The organism is Clostridium sp. CS001 (assembly GCF_020443565.1).
In the GTDB taxonomy this organism is placed as follows: Bacteria; Bacillota; Clostridia; order Clostridiales; family Clostridiaceae; genus Clostridium_AD.
On record NZ_JAIZZN010000020.1, the window covers coordinates 33,617 to 56,388 of the forward strand.

A 22,772-nucleotide genomic window follows, 5' to 3' on the forward strand; every position below is an offset into this window, starting at 1 on the left:
TTTTAGGTTAAGTCAGTATCAATATTATAATACTTAAAAAACATTTTGTAAACAACAAAAAAAACTATGCAATGGCATAGTTTGAAGTTATTGGATATATATAAACCTATCTAAATACTGACTTGTTATTTTCTTAATATGCATTTACTACTTAAAAGAAACAAAGGACACTTTATTATTTACTAACGATACTATTCCCTTTGTATATATTTGCAGTAGTTTACCTTGGTAGCTAGTTTGAGTTCCAGAATTAACATCTTTTATTATGCCTCTTAGTAAATCATTTTGATATACTTTTCCTAAAGATGATACAAATAAATCTTTCTTTTCAGAAGGCACTTGCAAGTTAATTTCTTTCCACTCACTAGTTTTTTGTGAAGTTTTACCGTAATAGATCTTGCTTATGAGCTTATCTTTCAATTCACCAACGTACACATTATCATTATCATCTGTACCAATTAATGTAAGTCTCTCCACCCCTTCTATACTTAAAGCTTGATCATTCCCTGTGACATATATTGAATTATAAACTTGACCCTCATAAACTAATTCATCTTCATGACGCACTAGCGCAATATTACTAACAAAGTTAGGCACAGTATCAACTTTATTTATATCTCCCATTCTGTCAATTCTGTATATCCCACCTTTATCACCTCTGTTTGCAACCTTTACATAAATAACTCCTGTTAAAATGGATAATTGAATATCTTGTACCTCGGATTTTGAATCACCCCAGCTTAAATCTGTAATCTTTGCTTTTTCACCTTTTGATACATCGTAGGAATGTAATGTCAGCTTACTAGATTCATCATTGTCTTTTTTTTCAACTAAAAGCAGTCTATTCCTATCTGGAAGCCATTCATAAAAAGAAATTTTTGTTCCTTCATCTACATCGATACTTTTAACACTTCCATCCTTACAATTAATAATTTTTAATGTTTCACTTTCATAGTAAGATAAATACTTAGCATCATATGACACTAATATCTTTTCTGCTCCTACTGGAAGCTGAATATCAACTTTTTTTATTTGCTCAACCTTCTCTTCTTCAACTTTTTTAGTAACTACCTTTGAATCATTTGCTAAAAAATAGTGATCTATGTAAAAGAGACCTAAACATTGCAATGATAAAGATACTGCTATCCATATACTTATTCTTTTCATCCATTTCATAAAGCTTTCTCCTTTAACTTTAAATATCTTATAGTAAGATTTTAATTTGTTATCTACTTTCTACGTATATGATTGAAGGCACAGTTCTCTCACCCAAGCTATCACAAGGATTGTTTATAACCTCATCATTATAAAATAATGTAGAAGAAGAACCTCCATCTAAATTAGTAGCATTAACAGCTCCATAATCATATAGTAAGTCTTGTACCTCTCTTAAACTAGCTCCTATACTATTTATCTGCCTACCGTCAATAACTAATAATATTATTGCCCCATCCTTCCTTTGTGCAATGGCTGTCCTAGGTGCTATTCCCCATTCTCCATTTCCATTTTTTATAGTTTTCTTTCCATTAACTATAAGTGCCGGTCCAAAAGATACTGCTTCAGTTACATCAAGTTTTCTCATTTCTTTAACTGTATGCATACCAACTAATAGATTGCCTGATTTAGTTAATGCTACAACTTGTGTTTCCTGATTTTCACTTTTTATATCATTATGAATCTCTTTTCCATTAGACATTATAATTCCCGCTGGTTTTGCACCGGTACCTACATAAGCCTCATCCGTAAATCCTCCACCATTAACCGCTGCAATGGCATTATTATATTTTGCAATTTCACTTGTCAATTGTCCTTCTGTGCCTAACTTACTGCTATACCCTACTTTTACCCTGGTTGGGTCTTTAATTACTAGAATATAACCTTTGTACTTTTTCCCAGTTACATCATATCTTTCTATGCTATTATCATTTTTATTTTCTATCTTTACACCTGAATCCTTGTTATTTGAGTCCTCCTGAACTATAACCTCTCCCTTTTGTTCATTCATAATTTCTTGTATTTTCTCATCTGATAAAAATGATGTTGCTAACCATTGTAATGTAAGAGTAGTCATGGCAGAGCCAACTACTGTAGTCTTAACATTTTTAAAAGGACCATAATAGACCATAAATGGCCCTGTAATTGACGTAAAAACCAATTCAAATATTATAAATAATAACACAATAGTGCTTGTACTTCTTTTTACAATTTTACCTTTTTTTGTTTTTCTCATGTTTCCCATCCTTTTTTTTATTAGATACTATCATATTGTACAATAAAATCTAACATTTTAAAATAGAATTTAAATGTAATTTTTGTGAACATAATTATTAATGTTATAATTTCATGAAAAAGAGAACATAAATTCTTATGCTCTCTTTTTCACACTCAACGTATCTATAGCTTTTTTGATCCTTCATATGCTAATGGCGACCTCTCACATTCATCATATTTTAAAGTTACTTGATAGCACAAATGGCTGCCCTTCATTTTCTCAGAGGCATAACATAATCCATTTGATCTTGAATCAAGAAACGGATGATCTATTTGCTCTGGGTCCCCTATGAGAATAAGCTTAGTTCCCTCGCCAACCCTCGTTATTATGGTTTTAACCTGCTTTGGTGATAAATTTTGAGCCTCATCTATAATTACCCAATTCTTAACAATAGATCTCCCTCTTAGATACGCCACAGCTTCAGTAGTTATTATTCTCCTATCAAATAGATCTTTTATCTTATCTAACAGTTCTTTCTCATTTTTGTAACGCTCTTTTTCGTCAGAATCCACTAGTATTTCTAAGTTATCAAATATTGGTCGCATAAAGGGTGATATCTTTTCTTGCTCTGTACCAGGCAAGAATCCTATGTCCTCATCCATAGTAACATTTGGCCTGCAAATTAAAATTCTTCTGTATTTATCACTATTTTCTTTTAATATCTTTTCTAGGCCAACTGCTAATGAAAATAGTGTTTTAGCTGTTCCTGCCGGCCCTTTAATAATTACTAGTGGCGCTTTTATTGCATCGATACTTAAGGCTTCTAACATAAACCTTTGGCCAACATTTCTTGGTACTACCCCTAAAGGTTTACTGTCCTTGCTATACAGTGGCACTACATTTTTGCCATCGTATCTCCCTAGTGCAGTTTGTTTGGGATTTTCCATTGAATGAATTATTAAAAATTGATTTGTAAATATATTAGGACTTACATACTCTACTAGATCCTCATCATATTTAATCAAATCGCTAGTTTCTAGAACTTTTTTACTATAGAACTCTTGAAGTTTTTCCGGTCGTACAAATACCTCCATCCTTCCTGTATATTGATTATCATATTCTGGTACAAATCTTTCATGGTAATCTTCTACATTAATATCTACAGAATCTGCTTTTATTCTTTGAAATATATCTTTTGTTATTAGCCATACATCTTCACCTTGTTCTTTTAATGCTTTGCACACCTGTATTATTCTGTTATCAGCTTTTCCTTTATTCCAAGATGTAGGCATTTTGGTATCATCATGATTCATTTCTACTCTAAGCTTTCCACCACTTGCTAGTTCTATACCCTCATTTAGTTTTCCTTGTTTTCTAAGTTTATCAATAAGTCTAGCTGCATATCTAGCATTCGCTCCTAGATCACTTTTATCTTTCTTAAAACCATCCAATTCCTCTAATACTACTTCGGGTATTATTACGTCATTATCCCCAAAAGACAATATTGCACTGGGTGAATATAGAATAACATTAGTATCTAATACATAGGTTTTTTTCAAAATAATAGCTCCCCCCTTCTCTATTACTAATATATGTTTGTAATGTCATAAATAAATTAAAAATATAATAAAACTTAAAAAATCTATTTTCATTTAGCTTATATATGAATTTTTAATTGTTTTGACAAATGATAACTTCTATTATATAATAAATTTAATCACATTTTAGGATGGTGCATATGAACAACATTACAACTATTTTCAAGGAAAAAAAACTCAAACTTACTCCCCAACGTATTGCAGTTTATAAATACTTACAATCAACAAATGAACATCCTTCTGCGGAAGTAATTTATAAGTCACTACAGCCAACATATCCTACTATGAGTTTAGCTACAGTTTATAAAGCACTTAAGACTCTTGTAGAGGTTGAATTGGTAATAGAACTTAATGTTGGAGAAGGTAATTTTAGATATGATGGTAATACTTGCCCGCATCCTCACATACAATGTATAAGTTGTGGCATCGTTGATGACATAGAAGGTATAACTCTTTTAAATATAAATGAAGATGTAAAACCATTTACTAGCTATGAAGTTTTAGCAAGTAAAATATATTTTTATGGTTTATGTGAAAGCTGCAAATAATACTTAAATAATAAGAAAGTATAAGGTTAAATTTATACTTTTTTTATTTATATTAGCACAAAAAAAACAACTAACATACTTGCTAGTTGTTTTTTAGGTGACGATCTTATTTATAAGATTGCTTTATAACTTCCTCCCACTCTTTAGAATTATAGCCTCCCTCCAAAATTCTTTTCATTGCTATAAGTATATTGTTTTTGATCTTATCAGGTAAATCATAAAATATAAGGATACTATTATCATTAGCTTTGTGCATATGCTGAACCATTGTTTTAGAAATTCCAGTCATTTTGTTATTTGCATTCTTATTTCCGCTTATAATACCTTTCTCCGCAATTCTTGCTTGAACTTCATCGCTATATATATATTTAATAAAAACGTTAGCATTATCTTGATTTTTTGCATTTAAAGGAACACTTACTAGTGAGCTCACAATAATGGGGACGTTAGATCCATATTTAGAATTATCATTATTGCCTTCAATTATACCAATATCACTTCCATCTAGCTTTGAATTAGAATAAGAAGTACCTATAAGTAATGGATACTCTCCACTAATAAAACTATTAATGCTCTGTTCATTTCCAAATTCAAATGAATTTTTTGTAATTTCTTTACTCTTTACTAATGTGTTAATTTCATCAAATATTTTTTGTACCCCTTTAATCTTTTTATAACCTTCCTCACCGCTATCATAACTTTCTTCGATTTCATGAATGTTTACGATTTTACTAGCCATTAAAGAAAATAAAAAACCATTAACATCAATATCTTCTGTTATTACTACTGGAGTTTTTATTCCCTTACCATTTACTTGCTTTAAAACATCTAACCATCCATCTAGATTATTAGGGTTAGGTATTTTTAGTTTTTCTAAATAACTTTTATTATATAGTAATTCAATAGAATATGGCACAACTCCTATACCATAGTATTTGTCTCCTACTCTACCATAAGAAGCCATAATATCATAGAACCTATTGCCAATACCCTCTTTTTCATAAAAAGTTTGCATATCTCCCAAAACTCCATTTTTACTGAGCTTTATCAGTGTGTTTCTATTTGTGAAAATTACATCTATTTCCGTTCCCAAATTAATTGTCTCCATAATATCACTTTTATTACCAAGAACATCATTTAATTTTATTTCAAAGTTTTGATTATTTTTCTTAAAATCATCAATTAAAAACTTTATTACATTTGAGGAGTAAATATCTGTGGTATCTAAAAATATATTTATCTTTTTTGATTTTTCATCTTTTTCTTTTTTACTAGATTTGCAAGCTGAAAGATTAAACATCATGGTTAAAACTATAAAAATACTACATATGTTTTTTAAAACCTTAAATGATTTTTTCATAAGTTCACCTCTATCTATTAATAAATATGATTGTATAGACTTTATTTTATTTAAATTAATTAATTAAATATATTATTCTAACATATAATTTAAGGGGGGTGGAATATATGAAATTACAGGTAATATTTCTTAAGAAGAAATTTATTTATTATTCTTTAGCAATCATCCTGATTGTGATAACATTTGTGGCATTCTTGTGTTTTGGAAAAGCCTCAATAACTACATTTAATATTATTGATGAAAGTAAAATGATACAGACTGACCTAACGGGGAATGGTACTAAAGATATTCTCTACATAAAAACAGAGAAAGACAAATATTATGTTCAAATAAACGCCGGAGATAAAAGTTATTATCTAGAACCTTCTAAACAGACTAACACTGTAGGTAATTATTGCATCCAGTGGCCAATGCGACTAACTTTAATGGATGTATCTAAAGATAATATACCTGAAATATTTACTCAAGCTTCTTTAGGGGATACCACATCAATACAAAATAAGGCTATTTCACATGTATTCCTTTGGAATGGTGAAAAATTTGATGATATACTTTGTAACACAAACAATATTCTAGGTTTTGTAGATAGCAAAAATAATAAAACACCTAAAGTTATATCTGGAAATATTAAAGATGGTAAAGCAACCCTTGTGAGCTATATTTTCATTAAAAATAATTTGAAAGCCTTTGACTATAATTATGTGGATAATTATATGGGAAAGGACACCATATTGGGTTTCGTAAATCTCATGTCTAGTTTTCCAATAGCAGAATTAAATATATCAAGAGAGCTTTTCTCACCTGATTTGAATGGCAATGCCCTTTCACTTTTAAATGATTTATCAAAAGAAAAATTATCCTTCCACTTCCAAGATGCTGTCTTTAAAGACTATAAATGGGACAAAGACGGCAATGCCAATGAAGTTCTATGGACCTTAAGTTTTAAAGGAACTAATATGACTGCTTCAAAAGAAATAAAAAACTATACTATAGAATTAATTCTTAAGCTTACCCCTATGGATAACCAACTTTCTACATTTAAAATTAGTTCCATAAAAATTAAGTAACGTAAAAAAATTTAATCTTGTATACTTATCTTTTACAATACCTATTTTTTTATACAATTACAAAAGGGACCGTATTATCGGTCCCAAGGGGGATGGGGGGGTTCCGCATAAAATAATTAATTTTATGCTAATGGAGATTTTAACTCCGATTACATTTATAATATTAACCTTTTTGCTTAATTTTATTCACTATAAAAGATAATTTAAATATATATGTTTCAACTTTAAAACTACATTTAAATTACTGATAAATGTTCGTTCAGAACGTAAAGTAATTGTACAAATATTATTGAAACATATATATATTATTTCTATAAACTAATTAGTTAGAGTTTTCTTCTACGATTTTATTAATCATTTCAAGTTTTTTTTCATCTACTAAATGAGCTAATATATATATTAGTTGTCCTGTATCTTCATCCTCTAAATTTTTCAATATACTATGTGTTCTTTCTTTAGGACTAGTATGTTTAAATTCAACGTCATTACTTTCAAAAGAGTTATTATTTGATATAGAATTTACAATATCGCTAATATTTGAATTATTTAAATCTAAGTTATTAAAATCTATTCCGGATAACATATTCGAAATTTGACTTAAATCTATACCACCTACACCCCCGAATAGACTTGACAAAGGATTAACCTGCTCATCTTCATCAGAATTATAATTGTCATTTGATATGTCAGTATTTTCATGTAAATCACTATTTTTATTGTTTTTTACAATTCCAGGTTTTGGATTTGTGTTGGTTGTTAAATTATTTGCTGAATTTGAACTTCCAAAGTTTGAATTATTCATTAAACTTCCTAGGATATCACTTCCCTGACCATTTAAATTACCCAACAGGTTCCCGAGTACATTATTGTCTTTACCTCCTAAGCTGCTCATCAGATTTCCTAGCATATTATTATCTTGGCCCCCTGACCCCGTGAGACTTCCCAACATGTTATTGTTTTGACCAGAAAGTCCAGAAAGTAAACCTTCAAGCATATTATTACTACCACCATTGTTACCTAGAAGAAAGGTAGAAAGTAATCCCATAAGTGGATTTGCAGAGCTCCCATTAAGCATTTGCGCAAATGGATTATTGTCAGTATTATTGTTTTCATTACTGTTATTATTGTTGCTATTACTGTTACTGTTACTGTTATTGTTGTTATTGTTATTGTTGTTTTCATTGCTCACATTATTTCTACGGTGTTTATGGTGTTTTGACACATTTATCACCTCATTTATAAATGGGAGAGCTTAAGCTCTCCCTTGTTTTTGAAACTAACAGCATGTTCTTGGTCTATTAGCAACTGATCCAACATTTCCGCCTTTGCAACAACAACAAGCTATAAATATTAATATTAATAAAAATGCGTTATTGTTTTCAAGTAGACATGTTTTTTGAAGTATAATTAAGAGTATCACCGCACAAACTGGATTTGAACAGAAATTTGCAGCTGTACTTACTGGTAACTCTTCACGACATCTTCTTTTTGACATATAAAACCCCCCTTTCTGGGCCATGTTTTAATGTGAAATAAATTTTAACTTAAGATAATTTATATTTAGCTTATCTAATTGTGCACCTATAATCCTTTGTCTAAGTTATTCTTCATCACAGTTATCTAAGTTGATAATATTGTTTGTGCATCCTTTGTTTTGTCTGTTGCCACCACATGTGAATAAAAGTAATAATATTATTATCCACCAGCATCCAGATCCAGATCCTGAACCTAACCCAAATCCTGAACCAAACCCAAATCCACCGCCGTTACTTGAGCCACATCTACATAATTCTTTGCAGTGTTTCTTCTCGCATCCACATACAGTTCCTCCACCTTGTCCCTGACCGAATCCTCCACCGCAGAAACATAATAGGAGTATAATCCATATTATTGAATTGTTTCCACCACCGAAGCCTCCCAAACCACCGTTACCACCATTACCGCAATTACATTGCTTGGTATTACAAGATGAATTGTTTCTTGAATTTCCGAGTCCACTTAATAAGTCATTCATATCCACTTTACTTCCCTCCTTTTAGTTGTTTTAGTTAAATAACAATTAATAATTGTTTTCTTCTTTTGTTTAACTCTTAATCTTTAAAGCCTTTATCTTTTGTTTTCTAATATATACTATTCTGCTTGAAATAAATTGACACTGGTTTTTTAATTTATAAAAAAAAATACTTCAACTTTGCTTATTTAATTGGCAAAAAAATAGACCTTATTACTTTGTGCGCTAAATACTAGTCTGCACATCATAACACAAGTCTATTTTCCTGATTTTTAAATATTATTATCTTATCCTTTATTATTTAACAATTTCACCATCTTGAAATTTCTCTTCTTCTGTTTCAGTATTTGGGAACATATTAGCTAGAAGTTCCTCTACTCCTATTTTCTTCAAAGATGAAAAGTTAATAATTTCCTCAGAATCATCAAGACATAAAGTTTCTCTTATTACCTTATTACTTTTTACTAATTCTGCTCTGTTTAACTTATCCCTTTTAGTTGCAACTATTACAACTTCATATCCAAAATGTTTAATCCATTGATGCATCATAATATCATCTTGGGTTGGCTTATGTCTAACATCCACTAGTAGTGCTACTTTTTGAAGCTGAGGTCTACTAATAAGATAGTCTTCTATCATTCTTCCCCATTTAGCTTTCTCAACTTTAGCTACTTTTGCATACCCATACCCTGGTAAATCTACAAAATAAAATCCATTGTTTATCAAAAAGAAATTTATAAGTCTAGTTTTTCCAGGTGTCCCACTGACCTTAACTAATTTACGCCTATTTGTTAAAGTATTTATTAAAGAGGATTTGCCTACATTTGATTTGCCAACGAAAGCATACTCTACTCTGTGATCCGTTGGGTACTGAGCAGGTTTTACTGCTGAAATTATGAACTCAGATTGTTTAATCTCCATTACTTATCTCTCCAATTAATGCGTTTTCAAGTACATCTTCTACTTTACTTGCAATTATAAATTTTAGTTTATTTTTAATGCTCTTTGGTATCTCTTGTATATCTTTTTCATTGTCCTTAGGAATTATAATTGTGTCAATACCTGCTCTATAGGCTGCTAAGGATTTTTCCTTGAGGCCTCCAATAGGTAATACTCTTCCTGTAAGGGTAATCTCTCCTGTCATGGCTACATTATGTCTTACTTTCTTGTTGGTTAATGCTGATACCATAGCAGTTATCATAGTTACTCCTGCAGATGGTCCATCCTTAGGCACTGCACCTTCTGGTACATGAATATGAATGTCTTTGTTTTTATAAAAGTCTTTATCAATATTATATTTTACCGCATTAGATCTAACATAACTATATCCGGCTTTAGCAGATTCCTTCATGACATCTCCTAATTGGCCTGTAAGTTCAAGTTTACCAGTTCCCTCCATTACACTAACTTCTACTGGCAAAGTATCTCCACCATATCCAGTCCATGCTAGTCCAGTCACAACACCCACTCTATCATGTTCTTCAGCCCTATCATAAGTATATAAAACTACCCCTAAATATCTTTTAACATGTGCAGTCGTAACATTAGTAGTCGCTTTATCTTTTTCTACCATCTCTGTTATAGCTTTTCTAATAACTGATGAAATCTTTCTTTCAAGATTTCTAACACCTGATTCCCTAGTATAACTTTCTATAATACAACTTATTGATGAATCTGAAAAAATTATTTTATTACTTTCCATATTATGCTCTTTTAACATCTTTGGAATAAGGTGATTTTTCGCAATGTGGAATTTTTCTTCTGAGGTATATCCTGATATCTCAATAATCTCCATTCTGTCTAACAACGGTCTTGGAATTGTGTCTAACCTATTTGCAGTAGTTATAAATAGTACCTTTGATAAATCAAAGTCCAGTTCTAAATAATGATCTCTAAAAGTTGTATTTTGCTCACTATCTAAAACTTCTAAAAGTGCTCCTGCAGGGTCACCCTTAAAATCAGAACTCATTTTATCAATTTCATCTAATAAGAACAATGGATTTTTATATCCAGCTTGTTTCATTGCATATATTATTCTACCTGGAATTGCACCCACGTAAGTTTTTCTATGTCCTCTTATTTCAGCCTCATCTTTTACTCCACCTAATGACATTCTAACAAAATTTCTATTTAAAGCATGAGCCACTGATTTAGCTATAGATGTTTTTCCAACTCCCGGCGGTCCTACCAAACAAATTATTGGCCCCTTAAGTGTCCTGCTGATCTTCTTCACCGCTAAATATTCAATTATTCTTTCCTTAACATCCAAAAGGCCATAATGTTCTGCTTCAAAAACTTCTCTAGCCTTTTTAATGTCAATATTATCTTTAGTGAATTTATTCCAAGGCAAATCTAAAATCCAATCTAAATACGCCTTTATTACTCCACTCTCAGCAGAATAACCCCCTAAACTCTTTAATCTATTTAGCTCGTAAGTTGCTTTTTCTTTTGCATCTTTAGGAAGCTTTGCCTTATTTATTTTGCTTTCAAACTCTTCTATTTCTCTTTTGTTTTCGTCATCTTCTCCTAATTCTTCTTGCATTACTTTTATCTGTTCGCGCAGATAATATTCCTTTTGAACTTTATCGATTCTACTTCTAACTTTTGTTCCAATTTTCTTTTCCATTTTTAATACTTCAATCTCATTTTTCAATATAAATAATAACTTTTCTAATCTTTTATTCACTTCTAAGGTTTCAAGAAGTTCTTGTTTTATGTCTGGCTTTAATACTAAATATGAACTTACAATATCACAATATCTTCCTGGCTCCTCTGTTTCCTCTATACTAAGTAAAGCATCTGGGAAGTTATTGACTGTTAGGTTTATGTATTCTTCAAATGACTTATCTATAACTCTAACTAATGCAATACATTTTTTATTATTTTCACAAACTTCATCTTCAATGATTTCCACCTCTGCCTGTGTGAAAGTTCCACTATCTTTATACTGAGAAATCTTACCTCTTTTGACTCCTTCAACTAGAACCCTAATTGTATCTCCTGGCAACTTTAATATTTGTTTTATATTACAAACAGTACCAATACTATATATATCCTTTTCCTCCGGTTGCTCAACTTTTGCTACCCTTTGTGAAACCAAAAAAACTTCTTGATTGTTTAGCATAGCATCTTCTAATGCAAGAATAGATCTTTCTCTGCCAATATCAAAGTGCAGCACCATGAATGGAAATATATTCATACCCCTTAGTGGAATTAGCGGAAGAATTTTTATACCCTTTTCCATTTTTCTCCCTCTTTTCTATATTAATTTAATATTTTTCTAAATAGTCTATTATAGTATACCCATAATTCAATGATTTTTCAATACTTGAGATTTTAAAGTGAAATTTAATAAAGTAACCTCCACAATTAAATAGAGATTACCTTTATTTATTCATATTAAATCAATCAATATCATCCACTTACTGCTTCAGCTGCAATAACTGCCACCTCTGGTTCAAACATAATTGAAATGCTTTTAGGACTCTCTTTTATCAATGCTTCGTGAATAACCTGAGTAATATTACTCACTGGTATAACCTCAATATCTTTAATATCTTCAAAGCTATCTTTCCAATTTTCCTTAGGAATAATTACCCTTGTTACTCCTGCTTTTCTTGCAGCTTCAATTTTAGCACTTACTCCTCCTATTGGCTTCACATTACCATGAATTGATATCTCTCCTGTCATTGCAATGGTGTTATTAACTGGTATTTCTTTTATTGCGCTATATATTGCAGTTGCTATGCTTATTCCTGCCGACGGACCATCTACAGGTGACCCACCTGGGAAATTTACATGAATATCATAATCATCACAATCTAAATTAAAATAGTTCTCTAATACGGTAACTACATTTTCAACTGATGAGCTTGCAGTACTTTTTCTTTTTAGTCTCTTATTTGCACTATTTATTTCTTCTTCTTCAATAATTCCCGTAACTTTAAGGGTACCTTTCCTGAGTTTTACCTTTTTCGCACTAGCCTCAATTTCCATTAATGCACCCATATTAGCTCCGTATACTGCTAAGCCATTTACATACCCAATTTGCGGTTTATCAGATATCTTAGTTTCTGACCTTGGAGAGTATTGACCATTTTCTATAACCCACTCAATATCCTCAATACTTACCTCATCTCTTTCATCATTAATAGCAATACCACTAGCTAACTGAATTAAGTTAACGGTGTCTCGCCCATTGCTAGCATATTTGCCTATAAGCTTTAAAGCTCTATCACAAATTTTAAGCCCAATTTTCTTAATTGAGTTTTCAGCAATTATTTCTAATTCTTCTTGGAGTAATGGTCTAAAGAATATTTCTACACATCTTGATCTAATTGCTGGCACTATTTCTTCTGGGCTTCTTGTAGTTGCACCTATTAGCCTAAAATCAGCTGGAAGCCCTTCATCAAATACTTCTTTTATGTAAAGCGGTATATTCGGATCTTCTCCATTGTAATAAGCACTATCTAAAAACACTTTTCTATCTTCTAATACTTTAAGTAACTTATTCATTTCTGTAGGATGAAGCTCCCCAATTTCATCAATAAATAAAATCCCTCCATGTGCTTTTGTAACTGCACCTGGTTTGGGCTGCGGTACTCCAGCTATTCCAAGCGGCCCTGCCCCTTGATATATCGGGTCGTGAACAGATCCAATAAGCGGATCTGCAATGCCCCTTTCATCAAACCTAACAGTAGTTGCATCTATTTCTATAAACTTGGATTCTTCATTAAATGGAGACCTTTCCCTTTTCTTAGCATCTTCAAGTACTAATCTAGCAGCTGCTGTTTTTCCAATTCCAGGCGGTCCATAAATTATAACATGTTGGGGATTTGGTCCACATATGGCTGCTTGCAATGCCTTAATTCCTTTTTCTTGCCCGATAACATCTTCAAATCTTGCAGGCCTACTTTTTTCTGTAAGAGGCTCAGTAAGTCTCACACTTTTCATCTTTCTTAACTTTTCCATTTCTTTTTTGTTTTCATTATTTACAATCACCTTGCTACTTTGATGACCTTTTAATGCATTAAAAACATATATTCCAATAACTATTGTAGTAAAAAGCTGTATAATCATAATAATTTGAGTAGTCATATTACTTAAAGTTTAATATTAATTCTATTAAACTATTCCTCCTTTCACATGATAAATTATTAGGTTTTAGTAGATATTATATCCTTTGATATTATGCTCAAGTAAAGTCTAATATATTCTTTTTTTCCATCTATTAAATTTATTTTAAAAAACAAAAAAGGCAGATATATTTTAATATATACCCTGCCTTTTATAATATCTTAATCACATTTATTATGCTGTTTCTGGACCCTTTTTACCCTTGATTTTCTTAGTAAGTTTTAGTTTTTCTCTTGTTCCACTTTCAGCTAAGATTAGTTGTGGGGTTCTTGTTTTAATAGTATCTTCATTAATTATTACCTTGGATACTTGTTCATTTGATGGAATATCAAACATAATTTCCTTCATTGTATCCTCTATAATAGATCTAAGTCCTCTTGCCCCTGTGTTTCTTTTAATAGCTTCTTTGGCTATAGCGTTTAATGCTTCTTGTGCAAACTCTAATTCTACGTTATCCATTTCAAATAATTTCTTGTATTGCTTAACTAACGCATTTCTAGGCTCACTAAGAATTTTAACTAAAGCTTCTTCGTCTAAAGCTTCAAGAGTAACTACTATAGGAAGCCTGCCTACAAACTCTGGGATTAAACCAAACTTCAGTAAGTCTCCCGGCATTATAGATTTTAGTAGCTCCCCTACATTTTTTTCTTGTTTAGATTGTATTTCAGCTCCAAAACCAACGGAAGTAGTTCTAGTTCTTTTTTCTATGATTTTATCAAGTCCATCAAAAGCTCCTCCACAGATAAATAAAATATTAGCTGTATTTATCTGAATAAACTCTTGGTGAGGGTGCTTTCTTCCTCCTTGTGGTGGAACTGATGCTGTTGTACCTTCTAATATTTTAAGTAATGCTTGTTGAACACCTTCTCCTGATACATCTCTAGTTATAGAAGGATTTTCAGATTTTCTAGCAATCTTATCTATTTCATCTATATAAATAATACCCTTTTCTGCCTTTTCTACATCATAGTCGGCATTTTGTATTAATTTAAGCAAGATATTTTCTACATCTTCCCCTACATAACCCGCTTCAGTAAGAGTAGTTGCATCTGCTATAGCAAAAGGTACGTTTAAATATTTTGCTAAGGTTTGAGCTAATAATGTTTTACCGCAACCTGTAGGTCCAAGTAGTAATATGTTGCTCTTTTGAAGTTCAACATCACTTTCATTGACATTTGAATTTACTCTTTTATAGTGGTTATATACTGCTACAGCCAAAGATTTTTTAGCTTGATTTTGTCCAACTACATAGTCATCTATATATTTTTTTATATCTGCAGGTTTCGGTAATGCCCCTAGGTCTAGCTCAACATCTCCCTGAAATTCATCTACAATTATCTCAGAACATAGTTCTATACACTCATCGCAGATATACACTCCTGGTCCTGCAATTAATCTTCTAACTTGGTCTTGATTTTTACCACAGAAAGAACATTTAAGTTGTTTTTTATCATCATACTTTGGCATATTTTCACCTCAATTAATGTTATTTCTTATTAGTTATAACTTCATCTATTAATCCATACTCCATAGCCTCTTGCGAGCTCATGAAATAGTCTCTTTCAACATCATGTTGAATTTTCTCTATTGATTGACCAGTTCTTTCACTTAATATCTTATTTAATGTATCTTTGGTTCTAAGAATTCGTTTTGCATGGATATCTATATCAGTTGCTTGACCTTGAAATCCTCCTAATGGCTGGTGTATCATAACTTCACTATTGGGTAGTGCAAATCTTTTTCCTTTTTGTCCAGCTGCTAATAAAAAAGCTCCCATAGATGCTGCCATACCAACGCAAGTAGTTGAAACTTGTGGCTTTACCAATTGCATTGTGTCAAAAATAGCCATACCTGCTGTGATTGATCCACCTGGACTATTTATATATAAATAAATATCTTTATCAGGGTCCTCAGACTCTAAATACAATAATTGAGCAACAATTAAGCTAGCAGTTACATCATTTACCTCTTCTCCTAAGAAAATTATTCTTTCTTTCAATAATCTTGAATAAATATCATAAGATCTTTCTCCCCTGTTGGTTTGTTCAACAACCATTGGCACTAAGCTCATATAATTCCCTCCTCTACTCTAATAACAGAACTACTTTAATAGGTACTTTATTCTTACTACTTAATTCTATCCTAAATGATTATTTTCTAACCCTATAATTCTATCCTATATTTAAAATTAATTGCCAGATAAATATCTGGCAATCATTTTTTGTATATATTATGCAGTAACTTTAGCGCTATCAACTAACATTTTTATTACTTTTTCATTTACAACGTCAATCATTAGATATTGTTTTTGTGCCTGCATGATTAATTCTGCAGTTTTGTCTAAATCTTTGTCTCCATACTGCTTAGCAACTTCTCTAGCTTTTTCTAATAATTCTTCTTCAGTAGCTTCAATTTTCTCTATTTTAGCTATTTCTGTTATTACTAAATCAGTTTTAACTCTTTTTTCAGCAGCTTCTTTCATGAATTCTCTAACTTTTTCTTCAGTATTATTTGTATACTGATAATATGCTTCAAGGTCTAATCCTTGATATTTTAATTTCATTTCTAAATCTTTTAGCATAATATCTGTTTCTCTTTTTATCATAACCTCTGGAATGTCCATTGCAACATTAGCGCAAAGAGCTTCAATTACAGCTTCTTCTAATTCTTTCTTTTCTCTATCTCTACATGATTTTTCAAGTGCTACTTTAATATCATTTCTTAATTCTTCTAAAGTTTCAAATTCTGATACTTCTTTAGCAAATTCATCATCAATAGCCGGTAATTCTTTTTCTTTCATGCTTTTAACAGATACATTGAAAGTTGCTTGTTTTCCATTTAAATCGTCTCTGCCATATTGCTCTGGGAACATTACGTTAACTTCTTTAGATTCTCCAGCTTTTAAACCAATTAGCTGATCTTCAAAAGTATCTATAAATGATCCTGAACCAATTTCAAGTTCGAAATCTGTTCCTTCTCCACCTTCAAAAGCTACATCTTCAATAAACCCTTTGAAGTCTATTGTAGCTATATCACCCATTGCAACAGTTCCATCTATCTTTTCTTCAATTCTAGCATTCTTTTCTTGTAATCCTTTTAATTGATTTTCAATTTCTTCATCTGTTACATTATATTCAACTTTCTTAGCTTCAAGACCTTTGTAATCTCCAACTTGAACTTCTGGAACTACTGATACAGATGCAGTATAAATAAATTCTTTACCTTCACCTATTTCAAGAATTTCAATTTGAGGATAGTCCAATGGATTTATATCATATTGTTTTAAAGCTTCTGGATATGTATCATCACAACAGAAATTTATAGCATCTTCAAAGAAAACACCTTCGCCATAAAACTTTTTAATTATATTCATTGGTGCTTTACCTTTTCTAAAACCAGGTATGTTCATAGTTTTTGAATTTTTTGCACAAGACTTCTTCAAAGCCTCATTAAACCTCTTAGCTTCTACAGTTATTTCTAATTTAACAATATTCTTTTCTAATTTTTCCATTTTAACGTTCATTATATTACTCCTCCTAATTACCACAAATGCTTATTAACTACAACATTATAACATAGTTAGTAATGTTCTTACAAATATTATTAAGCACTTTTACTTTTTTACTCTAATATTACTGATTATAACCAAACCATTTATAATTTACAACATAATTTTAGCATTATTAAAATTTGTTAACACTTTTCACCAATAATTATTAAAATAATTTTTGGAAGCTTTCCTTTTGTTTATTGGATTACTTCTCCCATTGAGGTTACAAATACTTCATTTCCGTCTACAACTGTACCTAGTCCCTTTGGGTCTATATTTTTAAAAGTAATACTTTTTCCAGATGCAGGTTTTGCTTGTATATGTGTATTATCTTTTAAATTTACCTTCCATATAAATTGAACTGCATTTTCATTTATCCATGGCAGCTCACTTACGTAAGCAATATTATCTTCATCAATAAACTTAGGTGTAATTGACCAAACATAATTGGGGTGCTTTTCAAGTTGTTGGTCCTTTGAAAAGACCTGCCCTTTTGTTGATGTGTGTACCTTTCTTGTAATGTCTTTACTAACTCTATTTGAATCAAGATATATCATATCCTGATTCCTTACACTCTGGATAACTACTGCTTTTTTACTTGGACTTATATCATATGATATGTTGCTACCGACTGATACACCCTTTATTGTTTTTTCAGTTCCAGATATGGTATATTCAATATTGATTTTTTGCCCATCAGATAATGAAATCGGAAAAATTTCATTGTTTGTTACAGCTTCCTGTGTCACCTTAGGGGCTTCAGCACCGGGCTGTGGTTTTATAGATTCCTCTATTTTTTTTGGTGCTTCCGCTACCTTGCTCTTTTCATCCTTTGTATCATCTTTTGATTTATTTAATAGGATACTGTTTTTTATACTTATTCCTTTACTTAATAAACCATTAAAGCCTGTAGTTAAAAATATGGTAAGCCCTATTATAGGTACAATAATTAATAAAAATATGTTTCTTTTTCGCCTTTTCATTTCTTTAGCGTAATCCTTACTAAATATGCTAGGTTTACTCACATTAAGAACCTCCATTTAATTAATTTAACATTTATCTTAACCCATCCAATATTCATTATACCCCATTATGCAGTAAAACAATAATACTTTTTTGTAAAATATATATTTCAGATAATTGCAACTCTTGTTCATAATTATATCTTTCACTACTAAAAATAATATTACACATTAAGGTTGTTTCATTTTTTTTATTTGCTCTGTTTTATTTGAAATTTTAAACTTTTTTTATATCCACGCCCCTCTTATATCAGTGTTTAATAACCTATTTGAATTTTCTAAATATTACAACTTCTATGTAACTACTTGTACTGTTTCATTTTTAATATTACAATATATCCTATAAGCAAGTTATGCTTAAGCTGATATATTTAATGTTAATTTCTTATGAACTTAGCTTGCGTAACAACCAACGAGAAAATATATTCTATGATATATTAAAATAATATTTATTACCTTTTACCTACTATTATTAATATATATATCAATAATTTATATATGTAAAAGAATTCACAATTACGTAGAGATTAATATATAAAAGGAGGAATAAAAAATGTTTAAACAATGGGAAGACTTCAAAGGTGAACTTTGGAAAGAACAAATAGATGTAAGAGATTTTATTCAAAAAAATTATACTTTATATGAGGGTGATGATAGTTTTTTAGTAGAAAAGACTGACAAAACCATTAAGGTTTGGGATAAAGCTCATTCACTTATTATAGAAGAAATTAAAAAAGGTGTTATAGATGTAGAAACTAGCGAAATTTCAGGTATAGATAATTTTGGTCCTGGATATATAGATAGAGAGAATGAAGTAATTGTTGGACTACAAACAGATGCACCACTAAAAAGAATAGTAAACCCATTTGGTGGTTTTAGAATGGTAGAACAATCTTTAGAAGCTTATGGTTTTAAATTAGATAAGGATATAGCAGAGTATTTCCCTAAATATAGAAAAACACACAATCAAGGAGTTTTTGATGCTTATTCTGATGAGACAAAAGTAGCTAGAAATGTTGGTCTTTTAACTGGACTTCCTGATGCTTATGGAAGAGGAAGAATAATAGGTGACTATAGAAGAATAGCACTTTATGGCATGGATTTTTTAATAGAAAAAAAGAAGGAAGATCTTAAAGCTCTAACTGGTCATGCTAGTGAAAAATTAATTAGAAGCCGTGAAGAATTAAACGAGCAACTAAGAGCTATGACAAGCATTAAAAACATGGCTATGTCATACGGAATTGATATTTCAAAACCTGCTGCCAATGCTACCGAAGCTGTTCAATTCGTATACTTTGGATACCTTGCTGCTATAAAAGAAAATAATGGTGCTGCAATGTCTTTAGGAAGAGTTACAACTTTCCTAGATTGCTATATGGATAGAGATTTAAGAAATGGCACTATAACCGAAGCACAGTCTCAAGAAATTATAGATCAATTTGTAATTAAGTTAAGACTTGCAAGACACTTAAGAACTCCTGAATACAATGATTTATTTGCTGGAGATCCTAACTGGATAACAGAGTGTCTTGGTGGTATTAGTACTAACGGAAAACCATTAGTAACTAAAACAACTTTTAGATTCCTACACACACTAACTACCCTAGATCCTTCACCAGAACCAAATATGACTGTTTTATGGTCTGAAAAATTACCAGAAAACTTCAAGAAATATTGTGCTAAAATGTCAATATTAACGGACTCTATCCAATACGAAAATGACGATATAATGGAACCTATATATGGAGATGACTACGGTATTGCTTGTTGTGTATCCGCTATGGAGCTTGGAAAAAGAATGCAATTCTTTGGAGCCCGTGCAAACCTTGCGAAATCACTATTATATGCTGTTAATGGGGGAACCGATGAGCTTAAGTCCAAATTAGTGGTTCCAAATATAGCTAAAATGGAAGATGAAGTACTTGACTATAAAAAAGTTAAAGATAGTTTCTGGAAAGTAATGGAGTATGTTGCAACTGTATATGTTGACACTATGAATACTATCCATTACATGCATGATAAATATGCTTATGAAGCTGGTCAGATGTCTCTTCATGATACAGAAGTAAAAAGATTTATGGCCTTTGGTATCGCAGGATTATCTGTGGTTGCAGACTCATTAAGTGCTATAAAGTATGCAAAAGTTAAACCAATAAGAAACAATGAAGGTATAACTATTGACTTTGAAATTCAAGGAGATTTCCCGAAATACGGAAACGATGATGATAGAGTTGATGATATAGCTGTTGAAGTAGTTAAAAAATTCTCAAATGAACTTAAAAAACATGAAGCTTATAGAGATGCAGAGCATACTTTGTCTGTATTAACAATAACTTCAAACGTAGTATATGGTAAAAAAACAGGCGCTACTCCTGATGGAAGAAAAACTGGTGAACCATTAGCACCAGGTGCTAATCCAATGCACGGAAGAGATGAAAATGGTGCTTTAGCATCACTAAACTCCGTAGCTAAAATACCATACAGAGAATATTGTCAAGATGGTGTTTCTAACACATTTTCAATAGTGCCTGATGCTCTTGGAAAAGATGAAGAAACAAGAATAACTAACCTCGTATCCATAATGGATGGATACTTTGCTCAAAGTGCCTTCCACTTAAATGTAAATGTACTCAGCAGAGAAACATTATTAGATGCAATGGAGAATCCAGATAAATATCCTACATTAACTATTAGAGTATCTGGTTATGCCGTTAACTTTAATAGATTAACAAAAACTCAACAACTTGAAGTTATTAGCAGAACCTTCCACGAGAGAATGTAACTTCTAAAAACTTATATAAAGATTAGTTTAAAATTTTTGTGGTCGCCACAAAGGAGGAGTATATATGGTAAAGGGTAATATTCATTCTATAGAAAGCATGGGACTAGTTGATGGTCCAGGAGTAAGGACAGTGGTTTTCTTTCAAGGTTGCAAATTAAGATGTGCATATTGTCATAATCCAGATACTTGGAAACTAAGTGGCGGTACAGAAATGACTCCAGAAGAACTTGTTTCAAAAATCATTAGATTTAAACCTTATTTTAAAAACTCTGGCGGAGGCGTTACTTTCTCCGGTGGAGACCCACTAGTCCAGCCTGAATTTTTACTTGAGTGTTTGAAATTATGTAAGCAAAATGGTATTCATACTGCTATTGATACAGCTGGTTTTGGCAAAGGTGATTATACTGATATATTAAAATATACAGATCTAGTACTTTTAGATATAAAACATTCAAATAGCAAAGGTTATGTTACTTTAACTGGTAAAGATACTAAAGATGTCAATTTATTTTTACATGCATTAAGGAAATCAAAAACTAGAGTTTGGGTAAGGCACGTTATTGTACCTGGGTATACAGATTCTAAAGAGCACCTAACTAGTATTGCTGAAATTATTAGTGAAGAAATTCCTAATGTAGATAAAATTGAACTTCTTCCTTATCATGTTCTAGGGGTAAATAAATATGAATCTCTATCCATTCCTTATAAGTTAAAGGGTGTAGAACCAATGGATAAAGATAAAACTAGAGAGCTTCAAACATTCTTAGAAGATCTACTTAACATTAAAGAAAAATCAAAATCTTTAATAGCATAGTTAAATCATCACCTGCGGTGCTGCAATATTATAGCTCAAAATACACAAAGACCTTCTAGTTTTTAAGCTAGAGGTCTTTGCCTATTTTATGGATTTAAACTTTATTTTATCTCTCTACTACCTGGTTTCACATAAGCTTCTCCTGCCTTACAATGTGGACATTCTGACACATCGTAGCTTTGAATTTCTAAGTTTATGCAGCTATAAATAGGATAATCAATAGTGCTACTTCCTCTATCTACAATGCAACATATTCCAACTACCTCTGCTCCAAGTTCCTTTAATGATTCAATGGTTTCTAAAGAGGATTTTCCAGTAGTCACTACATCCTCTGCAATTAAAACCTTCTGTCCTTTAACAATTTCAAATCCACGACGAAGTTCCATTTTTCCATTAACTCTTTCAGTAAATATGGCAGGCTTTGCTGTTTGTCTACCTACTTCATAGGCTACTATTATTCCACCCATAGCAGGACCAACTACTACATCAAACTCTATATCTTTTATCTTTTGCACAACTACACTTAGTACTTTATCCGCCTTATCAGGATACTGAAGTAGTCTTGCACATTGGCAATACCTGTCGCTATGTCTTCCCGAGGACAGTAAGAAGTGACCCTGAAGTAACGCACCTGATTCTTTTAATATATCTAAAACATTTATATTCATAATA

At 31.2% G+C, this 22,772-nt stretch carries 19 protein-coding genes; 4 read left to right on the forward strand and 15 right to left on the reverse strand.

Going from position 1 to position 22,772, the window contains the following annotated elements:
- Positions 1-147: 147 nt before the first annotated feature.
- From LGK97_RS13200 to LGK97_RS13210, 3 genes are all read right to left on the reverse strand, one after another.
- Positions 148-1,176, reverse strand: a complete 1,029-nt coding sequence (locus LGK97_RS13200; RefSeq protein ID WP_226260236.1) for a hypothetical protein — start codon at positions 1,174-1,176, stop codon at positions 148-150.
- Between the two features lie 49 nt (positions 1,177-1,225).
- The gene (locus LGK97_RS13205; protein WP_226260237.1) at positions 1,226-2,230 is read right to left on the reverse strand and encodes a phosphodiester glycosidase family protein; all 1,005 of its coding nucleotides are present in this window, start codon (positions 2,228-2,230) and stop codon (positions 1,226-1,228) included.
- A 164-nt stretch (positions 2,231-2,394) separates the two neighbouring features.
- Entirely contained in the window at positions 2,395-3,771 is a 1,377-nt protein-coding gene (locus tag LGK97_RS13210) for a PhoH family protein (RefSeq protein WP_226260238.1), read from the reverse strand.
- 179 nt (positions 3,772-3,950) lie between these two features.
- Here LGK97_RS13210 and LGK97_RS13215 point away from each other — a divergent pair, with 179 nt between their 5' ends.
- Entirely contained in the window at positions 3,951-4,358 is a 408-nt protein-coding gene (locus LGK97_RS13215; protein ID WP_226260239.1) for a Fur family transcriptional regulator, read from the forward strand.
- Positions 4,359-4,464: 106 nt separating this feature from the next.
- Here LGK97_RS13215 and LGK97_RS13220 read toward each other — a convergent pair whose 3' ends face one another.
- The gene (locus LGK97_RS13220) at positions 4,465-5,718 is read right to left on the reverse strand and encodes an ABC transporter substrate-binding protein (RefSeq protein ID WP_226260240.1); all 1,254 of its coding nucleotides are present in this window, start codon (positions 5,716-5,718) and stop codon (positions 4,465-4,467) included.
- A gap of 107 nt (positions 5,719-5,825) precedes the next feature.
- Between LGK97_RS13220 and LGK97_RS13225 the strand changes: the two genes are divergently transcribed.
- A complete protein-coding gene (locus LGK97_RS13225) occupies positions 5,826-6,785 on the forward strand; it encodes a VCBS repeat-containing protein (protein WP_226260241.1) in 960 nt (319 codons plus the stop codon).
- A 322-nt stretch (positions 6,786-7,107) separates the two neighbouring features.
- Here LGK97_RS13225 and LGK97_RS13230 read toward each other — a convergent pair whose 3' ends face one another.
- From LGK97_RS13230 to LGK97_RS13275, 10 genes are all read right to left on the reverse strand, one after another.
- Positions 7,108-8,007: a hypothetical protein gene (locus LGK97_RS13230; RefSeq protein WP_226260242.1), complete on the reverse strand. Its 900-nt coding sequence runs from the start codon at positions 8,005-8,007 to the stop codon at positions 7,108-7,110.
- Between the two features lie 54 nt (positions 8,008-8,061).
- Positions 8,062-8,280, reverse strand: coding sequence for a hypothetical protein (locus LGK97_RS13235; protein WP_226260243.1), 219 nt, complete (start codon positions 8,278-8,280; stop codon positions 8,062-8,064).
- 105 nt (positions 8,281-8,385) lie between these two features.
- On the reverse strand, positions 8,386-8,805 hold the full coding sequence (locus LGK97_RS13240) for a hypothetical protein (RefSeq protein WP_413228438.1): 420 nt from the start codon (positions 8,803-8,805) through the stop codon (positions 8,386-8,388).
- A gap of 288 nt (positions 8,806-9,093) precedes the next feature.
- Positions 9,094-9,717, reverse strand: coding sequence for a ribosome biogenesis GTP-binding protein YihA/YsxC (yihA, locus tag LGK97_RS13245; RefSeq protein ID WP_226260244.1), 624 nt, complete (start codon positions 9,715-9,717; stop codon positions 9,094-9,096).
- Positions 9,707-12,040, reverse strand: a complete 2,334-nt coding sequence (lon, locus tag LGK97_RS13250) for an endopeptidase La (protein ID WP_226260245.1) — start codon at positions 12,038-12,040, stop codon at positions 9,707-9,709. The genes yihA and lon overlap by 11 nt, the downstream gene beginning before the upstream one ends.
- A 170-nt stretch (positions 12,041-12,210) precedes the next feature.
- Positions 12,211-13,875: an ATP-dependent protease LonB gene (gene lonB, locus LGK97_RS13255; protein ID WP_264175041.1), complete on the reverse strand. Its 1,665-nt coding sequence runs from the start codon at positions 13,873-13,875 to the stop codon at positions 12,211-12,213.
- Between the two features lie 231 nt (positions 13,876-14,106).
- A complete protein-coding gene (gene clpX, locus LGK97_RS13260; protein WP_226260247.1) occupies positions 14,107-15,399 on the reverse strand; it encodes an ATP-dependent Clp protease ATP-binding subunit ClpX in 1,293 nt (430 codons plus the stop codon).
- Between the two features lie 19 nt (positions 15,400-15,418).
- Positions 15,419-16,003, reverse strand: a complete 585-nt coding sequence (gene clpP, locus LGK97_RS13265) for an ATP-dependent Clp endopeptidase proteolytic subunit ClpP (protein ID WP_226260248.1) — start codon at positions 16,001-16,003, stop codon at positions 15,419-15,421.
- Between the two features lie 159 nt (positions 16,004-16,162).
- Positions 16,163-17,455 (reverse strand): trigger factor, encoded by a 1,293-nt coding sequence (tig, locus tag LGK97_RS13270; RefSeq protein WP_226260249.1) that lies wholly within the window; start codon positions 17,453-17,455, stop codon positions 16,163-16,165.
- A 224-nt stretch (positions 17,456-17,679) separates the two neighbouring features.
- A complete protein-coding gene (locus LGK97_RS13275; protein WP_226260250.1) occupies positions 17,680-18,507 on the reverse strand; it encodes a tRNA (guanine-N1)-methyltransferase in 828 nt (275 codons plus the stop codon).
- 550 nt (positions 18,508-19,057) lie between these two features.
- Here LGK97_RS13275 and pflB point away from each other — a divergent pair.
- Together pflB and pflA are read left to right on the forward strand one after the other, a co-directional pair.
- Entirely contained in the window at positions 19,058-21,286 is a 2,229-nt protein-coding gene (gene pflB / locus LGK97_RS13280; RefSeq protein ID WP_226260251.1) for a formate C-acetyltransferase, read from the forward strand.
- 64 nt (positions 21,287-21,350) lie between these two features.
- Positions 21,351-22,100, forward strand: a complete 750-nt coding sequence (pflA, locus tag LGK97_RS13285; protein WP_226260252.1) for a pyruvate formate-lyase-activating protein — start codon at positions 21,351-21,353, stop codon at positions 22,098-22,100.
- Between the two features lie 101 nt (positions 22,101-22,201).
- Here the strand turns inward: pflA and pyrE are convergent, their stop codons facing one another.
- A complete protein-coding gene (gene pyrE / locus LGK97_RS13290; RefSeq protein ID WP_319001566.1) occupies positions 22,202-22,771 on the reverse strand; it encodes an orotate phosphoribosyltransferase in 570 nt (189 codons plus the stop codon).
- Position 22,772 lies beyond the last annotated feature (1 nt).